Origin of the sequence: Methylobacterium indicum, from assembly GCF_017347565.1 — a bacterium.
Taxonomy (GTDB): domain Bacteria; phylum Pseudomonadota; class Alphaproteobacteria; order Rhizobiales; family Beijerinckiaceae; genus Methylobacterium; species Methylobacterium indicum.
Window position 1 is genome coordinate 2,298,483 of record NZ_AP024145.1, and the last position, 12,674, is coordinate 2,311,156.

Consider the following 12,674-nt stretch of genomic DNA (forward strand, 5'->3'; position numbering starts at 1 on the left):
TGTTTCCCGATGAGCGCCGCCGATCCCGCCGAAAAACTCGTCCGCATGGCGAACCAGATCGCCGCCTTCTTCCGCTCCTATCCGGACGACGAGGCGGTCGCGGGCATCCACAAGCACATCGTGGCGTTCTGGACCCCGCGCATGCGCGAGCAGCTCGTGGCCTACTGCGCGGACGGCGACCACGGCCTCGATCCGCTGGCGCTCACTGCCCTGGAGGTCACCCCGAAGGCGCGCAGCCCGATCCCGGACGCGGTGACGGATCCGCACGAGCAGGGGCTGGGCGCGAGCGACGCGGGGTAGGGCGGCGCGTGCCAGGTACCAGCTCGACGACTACCACCTCGACGACTCCTCGGCCGTCGATCGACGCAGTCCGCTTACACCGCCTCGCCGTCGCCGTTCGGTAGGCGGATCGCGAAGGTCGATCCCGGCTCCTCCCCATGCATCTCGGCGGTGGCCCGCCCGCCATGCAGCTCGGCGATGCGCTTGACGATCGAGAGGCCGAGGCCCGTCGAGCCCTCGCCGCCGGTGGGCTTGGCCGAGAGGCGCTGGAAGCGGCCGAACAGGCGTCCGAGATCCTCCGGCGACAGGCCGGGGCCGCGGTCGCGCACGGCGTAGACCGTCTCGGTTCCGTCGCGGGCCACCGTGACGGTGATCTCGCCGCCGGGCGGCGAGTACTTGATGGCGTTCGAGATCAGGTTGTCCATCGCCTCGCGCAGCCGCTCGGCATCGCCGTGCAGCATCAGGGAGGCGGGGATCTCGGAGCGCAGGCTCTGCCCCTTGGTCTCGGCCAGCGGCGCGTTGGCCTGCGACACCTCCCGGGCGAGGGCCGCGACGTCGATCGGCTCGCGCCGCACCGCGATGTCGTGGGCGTCGTTCATCGCATCGGCGATCAGGGTCTCGATCATGCCGGTGAGGCGGCGCGCCGTCTCGCGGATATGCCCGATCTGGGCGTGCATCGCCTCGATCGGCTGCGGTTGCGCCTCGATCATGTCGCGCAGCATCTCGGCCCGGCCCAGGATGACGGCGAGCGGGTTCTTCAGGTCGTGGGCGACCGTGCCCAGGATCTCGGTCTTGAGCTGGTTGGCCCGGCGCAGGTCCGAGCGCTGCATGGCGAGACGGCGGTTGGCGCGCATCAATTCGCCGGTGCGCTCCACCACGCGCTGCTCCAGTCCGACATTGGCCCGCTGCAATTGCTCGTAGAGGATCACGTTGTCGAAGGCGACGGAGAGGCGCGAGGTGAACAGCCCGATCAGGGCGCGGTCGGTCTCCGAGAGCGGGCGGTCGGTCTTGAGCAGGGCGACGATCTCGCTGCCGCTCGCGGTGTGGACGTAGAGCGTCGACCACTGGTCGCCGAAGGTGTGGCGCCGCTCCGCGAGGGCACCGGCCACGATCACCCGCACGTCGTCGTCGAGGGGACGCCCCGCATCCGTCCCGACGAGGTGTTGGTAGCAGCCCGAACCGGCGAGCACGCTGAGCGCGTCCTGCGGCCCGGCCTGCTCGCGCAGCACCAGGATGCCGGCGCAGGTCGCGTTGAGCAGCGAGGCGACCTGGGTCAGAACGCCCTCGGCCAGGCGCTGCATCGACTTGTAGTCGAGCAGCATCGGGGCCGCGTCGATGATGATCTCGAGCCCGCGCCGCGTCTCCTCCAGGCGCTTGAGCTGCTGGTAGGCCCGCAGGGCCGCGGTCAGGCTGGTGAACAGCTTGTCGGCGGTGAGTTCGGTCTTCGCCTTGTAGTCGTTGATGTCGTAATCGACGATGACGCGCCGCTCCGGCGCCTGGCCGGGCTGGCCGGTGCGCAGGATGATGCGCACGGTCTCGTCTTTCAGTTCGTGCCGGATGTGGTCGACGAGCCGCAGGCCCGCATCGTCCGTCTCCATCACCACATCGAGCAGGATCACCGCCATGCCGGGCCGGGACGCCAGCAGGGTCCGGGCCTCGGACGCGGAATAGGCGGAGACGAGATCGAGCCGCGCCCCGTCGAGGCTGTAGCCGGACAGCGCGAAGCGGGTGCCTTCGTGCACCGCCGGGTCGTCGTCCACCAGGAGCACCGGCCAGGGCGCGGCGGGCAGATCCTCGCCGGGTTCGTCGTCCGGCAGGAGGAAGAGGGTGTCGTCGTCGCTCATCGACCGTCCGTAGACCAGTCCGCGACAGCGGCGGCAGTCCGCAAGTCGTCGGGCCGGTATCCTGGCCGGGCCGGAGTGTCCCGGCAAGATCGCGGTCGACACACCGGACGGGACGCGGCCGCTGGACCCGCGACGGACGGAGTACGCGGCGGTCCGCCCTGTGCGCGAGAGCACATCGCACGGGCGACGCTTCGGCCATCCGGAACGGACCGGTATCCGGGCAGCAGAGCGCGTCGATAAGCGTCCCGCCCGCGGAAGAGGGAGACAGACGATGCTTCACGTTGTCCCGGGACGAACCGGCGCCCGCGCCGTTCCACTGTCCGACGACGCGCCCTGGCGGAACGATCTCGCCGCCCTCGACACCCTGCTGCAGGCGTCGCGCTCCCGCGGCCCGAGCCGCGCCGAGATCGCCGCCCTGATCGAGGCCGAGGCGCCCGGCGCCCTTTCGCCCGCCGCCCGGGCCCGGATCGCCGGACGGCTCGCCGCCCTCATGGACTGAGTTTTTTGGACTGATCCTCTTGGATTGACACTCCTCACTGCCCCTCCGGACTGTTGCCGCACAGTCCGTGGACGGACGGCGCCCGGCACGGCATTGTCGGCGGGCGGCGCCCGCCTGTCGGCGCCGCTCCGGCACGGGGGCGCGGGATGAGGGAGTGGCGCGGCGCGAAGGGGGTGGCCCGCCGTCGATGGGTGGCGCCGTGACGGGCCCCGTTTCCCACGTCGTGGTGGTGGACGACGAGGCCGATGCCCGGGCGATGGTGGGCGACTACCTGCGGATGCACGGCTTCGAGGTCAGCCTGTGCGACGGCGGCCGCGCGTTGCGGCGGCGCCTCGACGAGGTGACGCCGGACCTGATCGTCCTCGACCTCAACATGCCGGAGGAGGACGGTCTCTCGATCGTGCGCGACCTCAAGGGCCGGTCGAGCGTGCCCATCATCATGCTCACCGCGACCGCGAGTCCGATCGACCGGGTGGTCGGCCTCGAGCTCGGCGCCGACGATTACCTCCCCAAGCCCTGCGAATTGCGCGAGCTGGTGGCCCGCATCCGCTCGGTGCTGCGCCGGGCAGCGCAGGCGCGCACGGCCCCTCCCGAGCCGCCCCGGCCCGCCAGCGGCCTGCGCTTCGGCCGGGTGACGGTCGACACCGAGACCCTGCGGCTGCGCGACGAGACCGGATCCGAGCAGATCCTGACCCGCTCGGAATGCGCCCTGCTCAAGGCGTTCCTCGACAATCCCCGGCGGGTGCTGACTCGCGAGCGGCTGCTCGACCTCGCGGATGCCCGCGACCCGGAGGCCTTCGACCGGGCGATCGACGTGCGGATCAACCGGATCCGCAAGAAGGTCGAGCCCGATCCGGCTCATCCGCGCTTCATCCGGACCGTGCGCGGCCTCGGCTACGTCTTCCGTCCCGACGGCGATTGAGGGGCGGGCCTGCGTCGCAGGGGCTTGATGAACCGGGCCGGCCTCTCCAGGCTATCGGAGAGAAGATCGTCGCGCATCGGAGCGGCGGGCGCGAGACTCGTTCGCCCTGCCCCCGCAGCTTCGGAGAAGGCCCTTGTCGTCCAGTCCCGCCATCACCGCCGCCGATCCGGTCGCCGGCACCGTCGACCCGGTCTGGTGGCGGTTGCGCCAGGAGGCCGAGACGGTGATGCGCGACGAACCGCGCCTCGCCTCGTTCCTGTTCGCCAGCGTGCTGAACCACGCCACCCTCGAATCGGCGGTGGCGCACCGGGTCGCCTCGCGGCTCGGCCACCCGGCGCTCACCGCCGACCTGATCGCCCAGAGCTTCGGCGAGGCGGTGGCGGACGATCCCGGCATCGGCCAGGCCTTCCGGGCCGATATCGGCGCGGTGATCGACCGCGACCCGGCCGCCGGCCGGGCGATCGAGCCGGTCCTGTACTTCAAGGGTTTCCACGCCATCCAGGCCCACCGCCTGAGCCATTGGCTCTGGACCCGCGGCCGGCGCGACCTCGCGCTCTACCTCCAGAGCCGCTCCTCCGAGGTCTTCCAGACCGACATCCACCCGGCAGCCCGGATCGGCCGCGGCATCTTCCTCGACCACGCCACCGGCCTCGTCGTCGGCTCGACCGCGGTGATCGAGGACGAGGTCTCGATGCTGCACGACGTGACGCTCGGCGGCACCGGCAAGCAGGGGGGCGACCGGCACCCGAAGATCCGCCACGGCGTGATGATCGGCGCCGGTGCCAAGATCCTCGGCAATATCGAGGTCGGCGCCTGCGCGCGGGTCGCCGCGGGCTCGGTCGTGCTCCAGGCGGTACCGCCCTGCACCACCGTGGTGGGGGTGCCCGCCCGCGTCGTCGGCTCGGCCGGTTGCTCGGATCCGGCCCGCGCGATGGACCAGTTCATCCACCTGATGGACGGGATCTGACCGGGTCATCGCCGCGCCGCCTTGCCCGCCCGGTCCCGTCGTGGCAAGGCGGGGGCCTACCGCCCCTGCACCGCCCCCGCGGCACGCCCGGCGGGGAGGAGGCGTTGTCGTGTCCCGAGCCCGGCCCGCGGCTTCGGGATCCTCGATCAAGGCGGAACGCAGCCGCGCCGGATCGCTCCGGGCGCGGACGCCGACTGCAAGCACCTGAAGAGGCCAGCGTGAACAAGACCGAGATGACGAAGGTCGAAGGCTACCTTCGCCGGACCTTCGCGAACCACAACATCCGTCTGGTCGCCCGTCCCAAGAAGACGGACTCGGCCGAGGTCTATATCGGCGAGGAGTTCGTCGGGGTCCTGTCGGTCGACGACGAGGACGGCGACCGCTCGTTCAACTTCTCGATGGCGATCCTCGACACCGACTTGGACGAGTAGTTTTCGGACGAGTAGTTCTTGGACGAGTAGTCCTTGGACGCGCGGGCCCCGTCCAGGGCCCGTCAGGGCTCGGAGCCGAACAGCCGCTCCAGCCCGGCGAGGCCGGCGCTCCAGGACGGGAGCCGTTCGGCCGCGAAGCGCAGGCGCAGGCTCAGCGCGCCGATCCGCACCTCGCTGAGGCAGGCGGCCTCCGGCTCCGGGCTGGGGCCGGTGGCGCAACGCGCCGCGAACCGGCCGCCCTCGCCCTCGGCGAGGTAGAGATCCTCGCCCTCGAACGGCGTCCCGGCGCGGAAGCGCCGGCGCATCAGCCCCTCGGGCAGCGGCTGCGCTTCCGCGGTGAGGAAGCGGGCGTAGCGCCGGGCCGGGCTCAGCGGCGCCTCGGTCTCCGGCGCGCGGGTCGCGGTCACCCGCATCAGGCCGGGCAGGGCGCCGCCGGTCAAATCGCTCCATGGAATGGCGAGGTCGATGCGGTCGCCCCCGGTCTCGGCGCCGGCGCCCGGCCGCACGAACCACGCCGCCGGCAGCACTACCGGCCGGGGCGCCAGCATGCCCACGACCACCGGGCCGGCCGGCTTGGACGGGCGCGCGAGCCAGGCCGCCGCGAGCCCGGTGAGCGCGAGGGCGCCGGCCAGGCCGAGGACGGCCCCGAGCATCAAGGGGCGGTCGAGATGGACGAGGGCGCGGGGAGCGGCGTGACGCGCGCCGTGCCGTTCCGGAAACGCCCGGCCCGGCCGCGCGCCGTCGCGATCCAGACCCGCCGTCGCGGCGCTCAGTGCAGGCCCCATGGCGCCCGCCTCCGATTCGTTCGAACGATGCCCCCGGACGGGGCTCTCGCGAACGTTCGGCCACTGTCCTTAACCGCTGCTTACCGCCGCATCGGGCCTCACCCGATTTCCGCGCCCCACGATCGCGATGCCGGCGCAAGTCCCACATTAGGACGCCGCAAAGAGATCTGTGGATAACTCAATATTAACCATAACCGAAAATCGCGACTGGCGCAGGGTGGGACAACCACGCCACCGGGGATTTAACGATCCATGAACCTCTCGCCCTCTGCCCTCGAGAACATCCAGACGCTGGTGCTCGGCCTTGCCTTCGCGGGCCTGCTGGCGAGCGCCTTCGAGTGGGCGACGGCGCGGCGGGCGAGCTTCGGGCTCCTGGCGAAGGGCGGCCTCGTGGCGGTAGCCTCCCTGCCGCTCCTGGCCTTCGGGGCCCCGTTCATCATCCTGCGCAACACCGTGCGGGGCCGGCGGGTGGAAGGGCGCCCGATCCCGTTCGTGATGCTGGCGACGATGCTCGCCTGCGGCTGGAGCCTGGTCTCCGGCCGGGTCGTGCTCGACCTCGCGCATCTCGTCTCGGGTGCCTGACGCCGGGCCCGACCCATCGGTGTGCCGACGTCCCATTCTTGACCCAAGGGAAGCAAGGTCCCACTTCGTTCGTGATCTCGCGGTTCCGGGACGCGCACGATGCCGATCGCCTTTCTCACCCTGTGCTTCACCGTCGGTCTCGCGGTCCATGCCGCCAGGACCGGGCGCTTTTCTCCCTGGGGCTGGATCGTGATCTTCCTGCCGCCGCTGGGCGGCATCGCCTACCTGCTGATCGAGGTCCTGCCGGAGCTGCTCGGCTCGCCACGCGCCCGCGTCGCGGGGCGCAGGATCGCCCGGCAGGTGAACCCCGAGAAGACCTACCGGGCCCTGCGCCAACAGCTCCTCGACGTCGATACGGTCGCCAATCGGGCCGCCCTCGCCGAGGAATGCGCGGTGCTCGGCCGGTGGCAGGAGGCGAGGGAGCAGTACGACGAGATCCTGCGCCGGCCGAACGGCGACGAGCCGCTCTTCCATCTCGGACGGGCCGAGGCCGATCTCGAACTGGGCCGGCCCACCGAGGCGCTGGCGGTTCTCGAAGCGCTCCAGCAACGGGAACCCGATTACGGCAGCGCCCGCGCGGAGCTGCTCCGGGCCCGGGCGCTCGCGGCCGTCGGCCGCACCGCCGAGGCGTGCGACGCCTTCGAGACGATCTCGCGGCACCACGACAGCTACGAGGCGCGGGCCCGGCTCGCGGCCGTCCTCGCCGCCGCGGACCGGCCCGACGAGGCGCGCCGGATCGCCGGGGAGATTCGGGAGCGGCTGCGCCGGGCGCCGGCCCACGTCCGCAAGCTGCAGGCGGAGTGGGGCCACCTCGCCGAGGAGGTTCTGCGCCGGGCCTGACCGGGTGGTCGAAGCCGGCCGTCAGCGATTCGCGGTGGTGACCGGCGAGGCGACGCCGTTCAGCGCCACCCAGGCGAGGCCGTCCTGGCCCTCGCGCTTCACGTAGGTGTAGCCGGTGCGCTGCCAGGGCAGGATCGCGTTGGTCTTGTTGTCGAGGATGTAGTCGCCCCGGTCGGTGCGGACCATCAGAACGGCGTGGCCTTCGCCGATCTCGTCGATGACGACGGTCATGCGCAGGGCCCGGCGGGCGATGCCGCGCTCGACCAGCATGCGGCGCTTGAGCAGTTGGTAATCCTCGCAATCGCCCATGCCGTCGTCGGGGAAATCCCAGCGGTCGACCACGCCCCAATGGTCCTGGTCGATCATCGGGCGGATGCGGCCATTGACCCGACGGTTCACGGCGGTGAGCGTACGCCATAGGGCCGGCGTCATCGCCAGCGTCGTCGGCTCCTTGAGATCGACGGCGCATTCCGCCGGATAGCGGTTGCAGAAGTCGTTCCAGGCGCTGACCGGCTTGGCGGAACCGCCGCGCTCGATCGCCGCGCTGGCATCGGGCAGGGCCGCGAGGGTCTGGGTCTGACCCTGGGTGGTGGCACCGCCGACGAGCAGCAGGGCACCGAGAAGTCCGAGCTGCGCCGCACGGGCGCCGCGCATCAGGAGGCCCTGGCGGTCGATCCGGAAATCGACATGGCTCGCCCGGCCCAGGCCGTCCAACACTGCCCGCATTGCCCCATCGCTTCGTTGAGCTTGGTTCTTGCATCCAAGCTGCCACGGGGCCGGGCGGGGCTCAACCGAAAAATTTAAACCCTGGTAAACGGTCCTGCCGCACTTTGGTTCCAATTCGGAACGCAGAATTTTTTCGGTGATTCGCCAGCTCAGCGGTTGGCGGTGACGGTCGGGGCGGTGGCGCCGCCGAGGGACACCCAGGCGGTGGCGTCCTGAGATTCGCGCTTGATGTAGGTGTAGCCGGTCTTGTGCCAGGGGAGCACGGCGCTGGTCTTGTTGTCGAGGACGAAGTCGCCGCGGTCGGTGCGAAGCATCAGGACGGCGTGGCCCTCGCCCTTCTCGTCGATGACGACGGTCATGCGCATGGCGCGGCGGGGCAGGCCGGCCTGGGCCAGGAGCTTGCGCTTGAGGAGCTGGAAGTCCTCGCAATCGCCCGAGCCATCCTCGGCGAGGTCCCAGCGGTCGGGCACGCCCCAGTGCTCCTGGTCGGTGACGGCGCGGAGCGAGGTGTTGACCTGGCGGTTGACGGTCGTGACCGTCTGCCACAGCCGCGGGGTCAGGGTGACCTGCGCCGGCTCGCTCGCATCCACGGCGCATTCCGAGGCGTAGCGGGCGCAGAACTCGATCCAGCCGACGATCGGCCGGGCATGGCCGAGCTCGGGGGCGCCGACGCTCGGCACCGGCAGGGCGGCCAGGGTCTGGGCCGAGGCGGCCCCGCACGAGGCCGCCGCGACGAGGGCCGCGCCGACCAGAACCCGCTTCACGTTGCGCCCGAAACCCGTGGTCATCTGAGCCATCCCCTTCGTTAGGAAGGAGAGTGCCGCCCGACCTGCTGGCCCGCGCTGAAATCGATCCGCGCAATTTTATCGAATCGGCCGCCGGAAAGACCGGCGCGGCGACAGGACCAAGACCCCGCTCAACTGATCCGGTGAAAGCGAACATTCGCGTTCACCGGTCGGTGAGCTTAACCGGAGGTTCCCGGCTGGATCGGCGCCTGGTAGGACAGGCCCATGTCCCACGGGAAGTAGATCCAGGTGTCCTGGCTCACCTCCGTCACGAAGGTGTCGATCAGGGGCCGGCCGGCGGGCTTGGCGTAGACCGTGGCGAAGTGCGCGTCCGGCAGCATGGCGCGGACCACCTGGGCAGTCTTGCCGGTGTCGGTCAGGTCGTCGAGGACGAGCACGCCGCGGCCCGAGCCGTCGCCGATGGCGCGGATGCTCGGCGCCACGTCCTTGAGCACCTGGAGCGATCCCTGCTCCTGGTAGTCGTGGTAGCTCGCCACGCACACGGTCTCGATGAGCCGGATGCCGAGCTCGCGCGCCACGATCGCGGCCGGCACCAGCCCGCCGCGGGTGATGCACACGATGGCCTCGAACGGGCCGGCGCCGGCAAGCCGCCAGGCCAGGGCCCGGGCATCGCGGTGGAACTGGTCCCAGGAAACGGGAAACGCCTTGTCGCTCGGGGCAGCCATTGTGTCTCTCAGGTCCGCTCTGCTTGGAGGCGCGCCAGCAGCGCCTCGATCTCGGTGCGCGCGGCGGCCAGCGCCTCGGGCTCGCGGCCGCGCACCACGATCTGGTTGCGAAAGCCCGCAGGCGTCATCGACGGGTAGGAGCCGATCGAGACGCCCGGATGCGCCTTGGCGATGACGGCGAGCCCCTCGGCGTAGCCGCCCTCCGGCAGGTTGCCGGCCTCGATCGTCTCGGCGGTCACCCGCGCGCCGGTCTTCAGCCGCGGGGCGACCGAATCCATCATCGCCTGCATGATCGAGGGTACGCCCGCCATCACGATCACGTTCTCGATCATGAAGCCCGGCGCCTTCGAGATCGGGTTCTCGATCAGCTCGGCCCCGAACGGGATCCGGGCCATGCGCAGGCGGGCCTCGTTCAGGTCCTCGGGCTTGATCCGCTCGAGCAGCATCGCCTTCGCCCGCGGATCGACGTCGATCCCGACGCCGACGGCCTGCGCGACGCAATCGGCCGTGATGTCGTCGTGGGTCGGGCCGATCCCACCGGTCGTGAACAGGTAGGTGTAGCGGCCGCGAAGCGCGTTCACCGCCGCCACGATCTCCTCGGCAACGTCGGGCACCACCCGCACCTCGCGCAGGTCGATGCCGGAATTGGTCAGGTACTCGGCGATGTAGCCGATATTCTTGTCCTTGGTGCGTCCGGACAGGATCTCGTCGCCGATCACCAGGATGGCGGCGGTGACCGGGGCGGGGCTGGCGTCAGACATCTCGGAGGCTCTCTCGACGGCCCGCCGCCCGGCGACGGCCACAGGGTTACGCCCGCCTTATCGCGGCGCCTCGCGGGGCTCAAGCGTGACACCCCGGCGCCCACCGGGTTAAGCGCCGGGCATGTCCACCGGAATCTCCTCGCCCATGCACGCGATCCGATGCGTTTCCCCGGCCCGCTGACCGAGGGGCGGCTGGTGCGCCGCTACAAGCGCTTCCTCGCCGACGTCGAACTGTCCGACGGCCGCCTCGTGACCGCGCATTGCGCCAATCCGGGTGCGATGCTCGGGCTCGTCGCGCCCGGCCGGCCGGTGCTGCTCTCGGCCTCGACCAACCCGGCCCGCAAGCTCGCCTGGTCGTGGGAGCTGGTCGAGGCGGACCTGCCGGGCGGACCGCAATGGATCGGCATCAACACCGCCCGCCCGAATGCCCTGGTGGCGGAGGCTTTTCACGAGGGGCGCCTCCCGCCGCTCGCCGGCGCGACCTCCTGGCGGGCGGAGGTGCCCTACGGCAAGGCGAGCCGGGTCGACTTCCTCGCCGGCGACGCGGACGGCCCGATCCACGTCGAGGTCAAGAACTGCCACCTGATGCGGGAGCCCGGCCTCGCCGAGTTCCCGGACTGCGTCGCCGCCCGCAGCGCCCGCCACATGGACGAGCTCGCCGAGGTGGTGCGGCTCGGCGGGCGCGCCCTGGTGATCTGGGTGGTGCAGATGCGGGCCGAGCGCTTCGCGGTGGCCGGCGACCTCGATCCCGGCTTCGCCGCCGCGTTCCGGCGCGCCCGGGACGCCGGGGTGGGCGCGCACGCCTTCACGTGCCGGATCGATCGCAGCGAGGTGACGATCGGGAACGAGATCCCGATCGTCGGGTGAACGGTCTACCAGCGTCCGGGGCCGGGCTCGTCGTCCCAGTGCCGGTGGCGGTGCCAGGGCGGCGGGCCGCCCCAGCGCGAGCCGTCGCGATAGCCGCCCTCCCGGTATCCGGGGCCTTCGTCGCAGACCCGGATCCGGCGCACGACCTCCTCGCCATCCGGATCGATGCGGCGCTTGACGAAGACCCGGCACGGTCCCGGCCCCTGCGCGAAGCGCGGCGGAGGAGGGGGCGCCGGGCGCCACTCGCCTCGGCTCTCGAAGCGGGGCGGCTCGGGAGGCGGCGGCGGGGTCGGGCGCCACTCGCCCCGGCCTTCGAAGCGCGGCGGCGGATCGTCGTCGAGATCGGCCGCGGCGACCGGGCCCGCGAGGGCGAGGAGCGCCAGGGTAGCGAGAATCAGGGAGCGCGCGGACATGGCGGGCGACTCTTCAGCGGGGCAACGCTCGGGCGGTGGTCACCGCCGGCATGTCGCCACTGTCGCGCCGTGGCGTTGAACCAGGGCTGAAGCGGGTGTTGTCGAACCGTCAGGTTTCGGGGCGGGAGGACCGGCTCCCGCCCGCTCTACTTCGTCGCCGCCACCACGATCCGGGTTCGGCTGATGAAGGCGCGCGGGTCGGCGCCCTGGTGGCCGTAGAGGTCGCGGGTGACCGTCACGCTCTTGGGGCCGAGCGCCTTGCGGCACTCCTCCTTGACGAAGGTCTCGCCGAGCGGCGTCTCGTCGCCGGTGGGCTTGCCCTCGGCGCAGGTCCAGCCGTCGTCGCCCCAGTGGCTGCGGGCCTGGAGACCGAGGAGGTGGCCCTTCTTGCGCAGGTAGAGCGGCACCGCGTCGTCGGTCTCGATCACCAGACCGTCCACCCGGGCGTCGTCCCCGACGAGGAGCGTGAGGCGGGCCGGATGGCCGGCGACGCGGGTGCCGTTGCGCGTGGTGCCGTCGGCATACGCGAAGCCGATGGCGTGCAGCCCCTTCGCATCGGCCGGGCAGGCGCGCCAATCGGTCCAGCCATTAAGGCTCCTGGCCGGACCCTCGCGGCAGGCGAGGTCGCCGTAGCTCCCGGATGCGATCTCCGAGACCGGCATCCCGACCCTGATGTCGCGCAGGTCCGCCGCCTCCGGGCCGGCGGCCAGGGCCGGGCCGGCGCAGAAGAGGGCGGCGAGGATTGCCAGGTCAGTGCGAGACGGTCGGCGCATCGGAGCCCTCCTTCTTGCGGTAGACGTCGCAGGCCCGGGAGGTGGTGCCGAAGAAGGCGGTGCATTCCTCGAAGGTCGGATCGCCCTTGCCCTTGAGCTGGGTCGCGACGTAGGTCGCCACCGCGTCGATCTCCGCCGGGCGTAAGAAAACCGCCGTCTCCGGCGGCATGTTGCCGGCCATGTCGGCCTTGAGCGAGTCGTAGCACTTCACCGAATCGTAGGCGCCGCGCAGGTGGTAGGGCATGCCGGTCCCGGGCCGGCCGCAGCGCACCACCTCGGCGACCTGGTCCTTGTCGAGCTGCGTCTTGCGCAGCGACAGCGCGTCGCCGCCATAGCCGCCGCCACCGCCGCCATGCCATTTGTGGCAACCCGAGCAGGCCTTCTTGAACACCGCGAGATCGCCCTCGCCCGCGGCGGTCCGGGCGCCCTGCGCCCAGGCCGGAGAGGCGAGCGCGAGGCCGGCGAGCACCACCGGCAGCATCGATTTCCGCATCCGTCAAAACCTCGTGCGCGG

At 71.5% G+C, this 12,674-nt stretch carries 17 protein-coding genes; 8 read left to right on the top strand and 9 right to left on the bottom strand.

Going from position 1 to position 12,674, the window contains the following annotated elements; genetic code table 11:
- The first annotated feature begins 9 nt into the window (after window positions 1–9).
- Window positions 10–300: a formate dehydrogenase subunit delta gene (locus miv_RS10720; RefSeq protein ID WP_207182686.1), complete on the top strand. Its 291-nt coding sequence runs from the start codon at window positions 10–12 to the stop codon at window positions 298–300.
- 74 nt (window positions 301–374) lie between these two features.
- Here miv_RS10720 and miv_RS10725 read toward each other — a convergent pair whose 3' ends face one another.
- A complete protein-coding gene (locus miv_RS10725) occupies window positions 375–2,123 on the bottom strand; it encodes an ATP-binding response regulator (protein WP_207182688.1) in 1,749 nt (582 codons plus the stop codon).
- Between the two features lie 271 nt (window positions 2,124–2,394).
- Here miv_RS10725 and miv_RS10730 point away from each other — a divergent pair, with 271 nt between their 5' ends.
- The 4 genes from miv_RS10730 to miv_RS10745 all read left to right on the top strand — a co-directional run bounded on the left by miv_RS10730 (window position 2,395) and on the right by miv_RS10745 (window position 4,942).
- Window positions 2,395–2,622 (top strand): hypothetical protein, encoded by a 228-nt coding sequence (locus miv_RS10730; protein WP_207182689.1) that lies wholly within the window; start codon window positions 2,395–2,397, stop codon window positions 2,620–2,622.
- A 187-nt stretch (window positions 2,623–2,809) separates the two neighbouring features.
- Window positions 2,810–3,544: a response regulator gene (locus tag miv_RS10735; RefSeq protein ID WP_089504138.1), complete on the top strand. Its 735-nt coding sequence runs from the start codon at window positions 2,810–2,812 to the stop codon at window positions 3,542–3,544.
- Window positions 3,545–3,677: 133 nt separating this feature from the next.
- Complete coding sequence (gene cysE / locus miv_RS10740) at window positions 3,678–4,511, top strand: serine O-acetyltransferase (RefSeq protein ID WP_048428077.1); 834 nt, start codon at window positions 3,678–3,680, stop codon at window positions 4,509–4,511.
- A gap of 233 nt (window positions 4,512–4,744) precedes the next feature.
- Window positions 4,745–4,942 (top strand): DUF3126 family protein, encoded by a 198-nt coding sequence (locus miv_RS10745; protein WP_210344710.1) that lies wholly within the window; start codon window positions 4,745–4,747, stop codon window positions 4,940–4,942.
- A 62-nt stretch (window positions 4,943–5,004) separates the two neighbouring features.
- Here miv_RS10745 and miv_RS10750 read toward each other — a convergent pair whose 3' ends face one another.
- Window positions 5,005–5,727, bottom strand: coding sequence for a hypothetical protein (locus miv_RS10750; RefSeq protein ID WP_244496345.1), 723 nt, complete (start codon window positions 5,725–5,727; stop codon window positions 5,005–5,007).
- Window positions 5,728–5,979: 252 nt separating this feature from the next.
- Here miv_RS10750 and miv_RS10755 point away from each other — a divergent pair, with 252 nt between their 5' ends.
- Complete coding sequence (locus miv_RS10755; RefSeq protein ID WP_048428075.1) at window positions 5,980–6,309, top strand: DUF6949 family protein; 330 nt, start codon at window positions 5,980–5,982, stop codon at window positions 6,307–6,309.
- Window positions 6,310–6,408: 99 nt separating this feature from the next.
- Complete coding sequence (locus tag miv_RS10760) at window positions 6,409–7,149, top strand: tetratricopeptide repeat protein (protein WP_207182691.1); 741 nt, start codon at window positions 6,409–6,411, stop codon at window positions 7,147–7,149.
- Window positions 7,150–7,170: 21 nt separating this feature from the next.
- Here the strand turns inward: miv_RS10760 and miv_RS10765 are convergent, their stop codons facing one another.
- From miv_RS10765 to miv_RS10780, 4 genes are all read right to left on the bottom strand, one after another.
- Window positions 7,171–7,875 (bottom strand): transglutaminase-like cysteine peptidase, encoded by a 705-nt coding sequence (locus miv_RS10765; protein WP_048428073.1) that lies wholly within the window; start codon window positions 7,873–7,875, stop codon window positions 7,171–7,173.
- Between the two features lie 149 nt (window positions 7,876–8,024).
- Entirely contained in the window at window positions 8,025–8,663 is a 639-nt protein-coding gene (locus miv_RS10770) for a transglutaminase-like cysteine peptidase (RefSeq protein ID WP_048428072.1), read from the bottom strand.
- Window positions 8,664–8,839: 176 nt separating this feature from the next.
- Window positions 8,840–9,346: a xanthine phosphoribosyltransferase gene (gene gpt / locus miv_RS10775; protein WP_048428071.1), complete on the bottom strand. Its 507-nt coding sequence runs from the start codon at window positions 9,344–9,346 to the stop codon at window positions 8,840–8,842.
- Window positions 9,347–9,354: 8 nt separating this feature from the next.
- Window positions 9,355–10,107, bottom strand: coding sequence for a competence/damage-inducible protein A (locus tag miv_RS10780; protein WP_048428107.1), 753 nt, complete (start codon window positions 10,105–10,107; stop codon window positions 9,355–9,357).
- A gap of 159 nt (window positions 10,108–10,266) precedes the next feature.
- On the opposite strand from miv_RS10780, the gene sfsA reads away from it, so the two are divergent.
- Window positions 10,267–10,974, top strand: coding sequence for a DNA/RNA nuclease SfsA (gene sfsA / locus miv_RS10785; RefSeq protein ID WP_207182693.1), 708 nt, complete (start codon window positions 10,267–10,269; stop codon window positions 10,972–10,974).
- 5 nt (window positions 10,975–10,979) lie between these two features.
- Here the strand turns inward: sfsA and miv_RS10790 are convergent, their stop codons facing one another.
- The 3 genes from miv_RS10790 to miv_RS10800 form a co-directional block, all read right to left on the bottom strand.
- Window positions 10,980–11,387: a hypothetical protein gene (locus miv_RS10790; RefSeq protein ID WP_207182695.1), complete on the bottom strand. Its 408-nt coding sequence runs from the start codon at window positions 11,385–11,387 to the stop codon at window positions 10,980–10,982.
- A 146-nt stretch (window positions 11,388–11,533) separates the two neighbouring features.
- The gene (locus miv_RS10795) at window positions 11,534–12,160 is read right to left on the bottom strand and encodes a hypothetical protein (protein ID WP_207182697.1); all 627 of its coding nucleotides are present in this window, start codon (window positions 12,158–12,160) and stop codon (window positions 11,534–11,536) included.
- Window positions 12,138–12,653: a c-type cytochrome gene (locus tag miv_RS10800; RefSeq protein ID WP_244748943.1), complete on the bottom strand. Its 516-nt coding sequence runs from the start codon at window positions 12,651–12,653 to the stop codon at window positions 12,138–12,140. Before miv_RS10800 ends, miv_RS10795 begins: the two co-directional genes overlap by 23 nt.
- Between the last annotated feature and the right edge of the window lie 21 nt (window positions 12,654–12,674).

Bases quoted from the DNA above. Each gene is read 5' to 3' on its own strand.
- miv_RS10720 (WP_207182686.1), top strand. From the start codon at position 10: ATGAGCGCCGCCGATCCCGCCGAAAAACTCGTCCGCATGGCGAACCAG.
- miv_RS10725 (WP_207182688.1), bottom strand. From the start codon at position 2,123: ATGAGCGACGACGACACCCTCTTCCTCCTGCCGGACGACGAACCCGGC.
- miv_RS10730 (WP_207182689.1), top strand. From the start codon at position 2,395: ATGCTTCACGTTGTCCCGGGACGAACCGGCGCCCGCGCCGTTCCACTG.
- miv_RS10735 (WP_089504138.1), top strand. From the start codon at position 2,810: ATGGGTGGCGCCGTGACGGGCCCCGTTTCCCACGTCGTGGTGGTGGAC.
- miv_RS10745 (WP_210344710.1), top strand. From the start codon at position 4,745: ATGACGAAGGTCGAAGGCTACCTTCGCCGGACCTTCGCGAACCACAAC.
- miv_RS10750 (WP_244496345.1), bottom strand. From the start codon at position 5,727: ATGGGGCCTGCACTGAGCGCCGCGACGGCGGGTCTGGATCGCGACGGC.
- miv_RS10755 (WP_048428075.1), top strand. From the start codon at position 5,980: ATGAACCTCTCGCCCTCTGCCCTCGAGAACATCCAGACGCTGGTGCTC.
- miv_RS10760 (WP_207182691.1), top strand. From the start codon at position 6,409: ATGCCGATCGCCTTTCTCACCCTGTGCTTCACCGTCGGTCTCGCGGTC.
- miv_RS10765 (WP_048428073.1), bottom strand. From the start codon at position 7,875: ATGCGGGCAGTGTTGGACGGCCTGGGCCGGGCGAGCCATGTCGATTTC.
- miv_RS10770 (WP_048428072.1), bottom strand. From the start codon at position 8,663: ATGACCACGGGTTTCGGGCGCAACGTGAAGCGGGTTCTGGTCGGCGCG.
- gpt (WP_048428071.1), bottom strand. From the start codon at position 9,346: ATGGCTGCCCCGAGCGACAAGGCGTTTCCCGTTTCCTGGGACCAGTTC.
- miv_RS10780 (WP_048428107.1), bottom strand. From the start codon at position 10,107: ATGTCTGACGCCAGCCCCGCCCCGGTCACCGCCGCCATCCTGGTGATC.
- sfsA (WP_207182693.1), top strand. From the start codon at position 10,267: ATGCGTTTCCCCGGCCCGCTGACCGAGGGGCGGCTGGTGCGCCGCTAC.
- miv_RS10790 (WP_207182695.1), bottom strand. From the start codon at position 11,387: ATGTCCGCGCGCTCCCTGATTCTCGCTACCCTGGCGCTCCTCGCCCTC.
- miv_RS10795 (WP_207182697.1), bottom strand. From the start codon at position 12,160: ATGCGCCGACCGTCTCGCACTGACCTGGCAATCCTCGCCGCCCTCTTC.
- miv_RS10800 (WP_244748943.1), bottom strand. From the start codon at position 12,653: ATGCGGAAATCGATGCTGCCGGTGGTGCTCGCCGGCCTCGCGCTCGCC.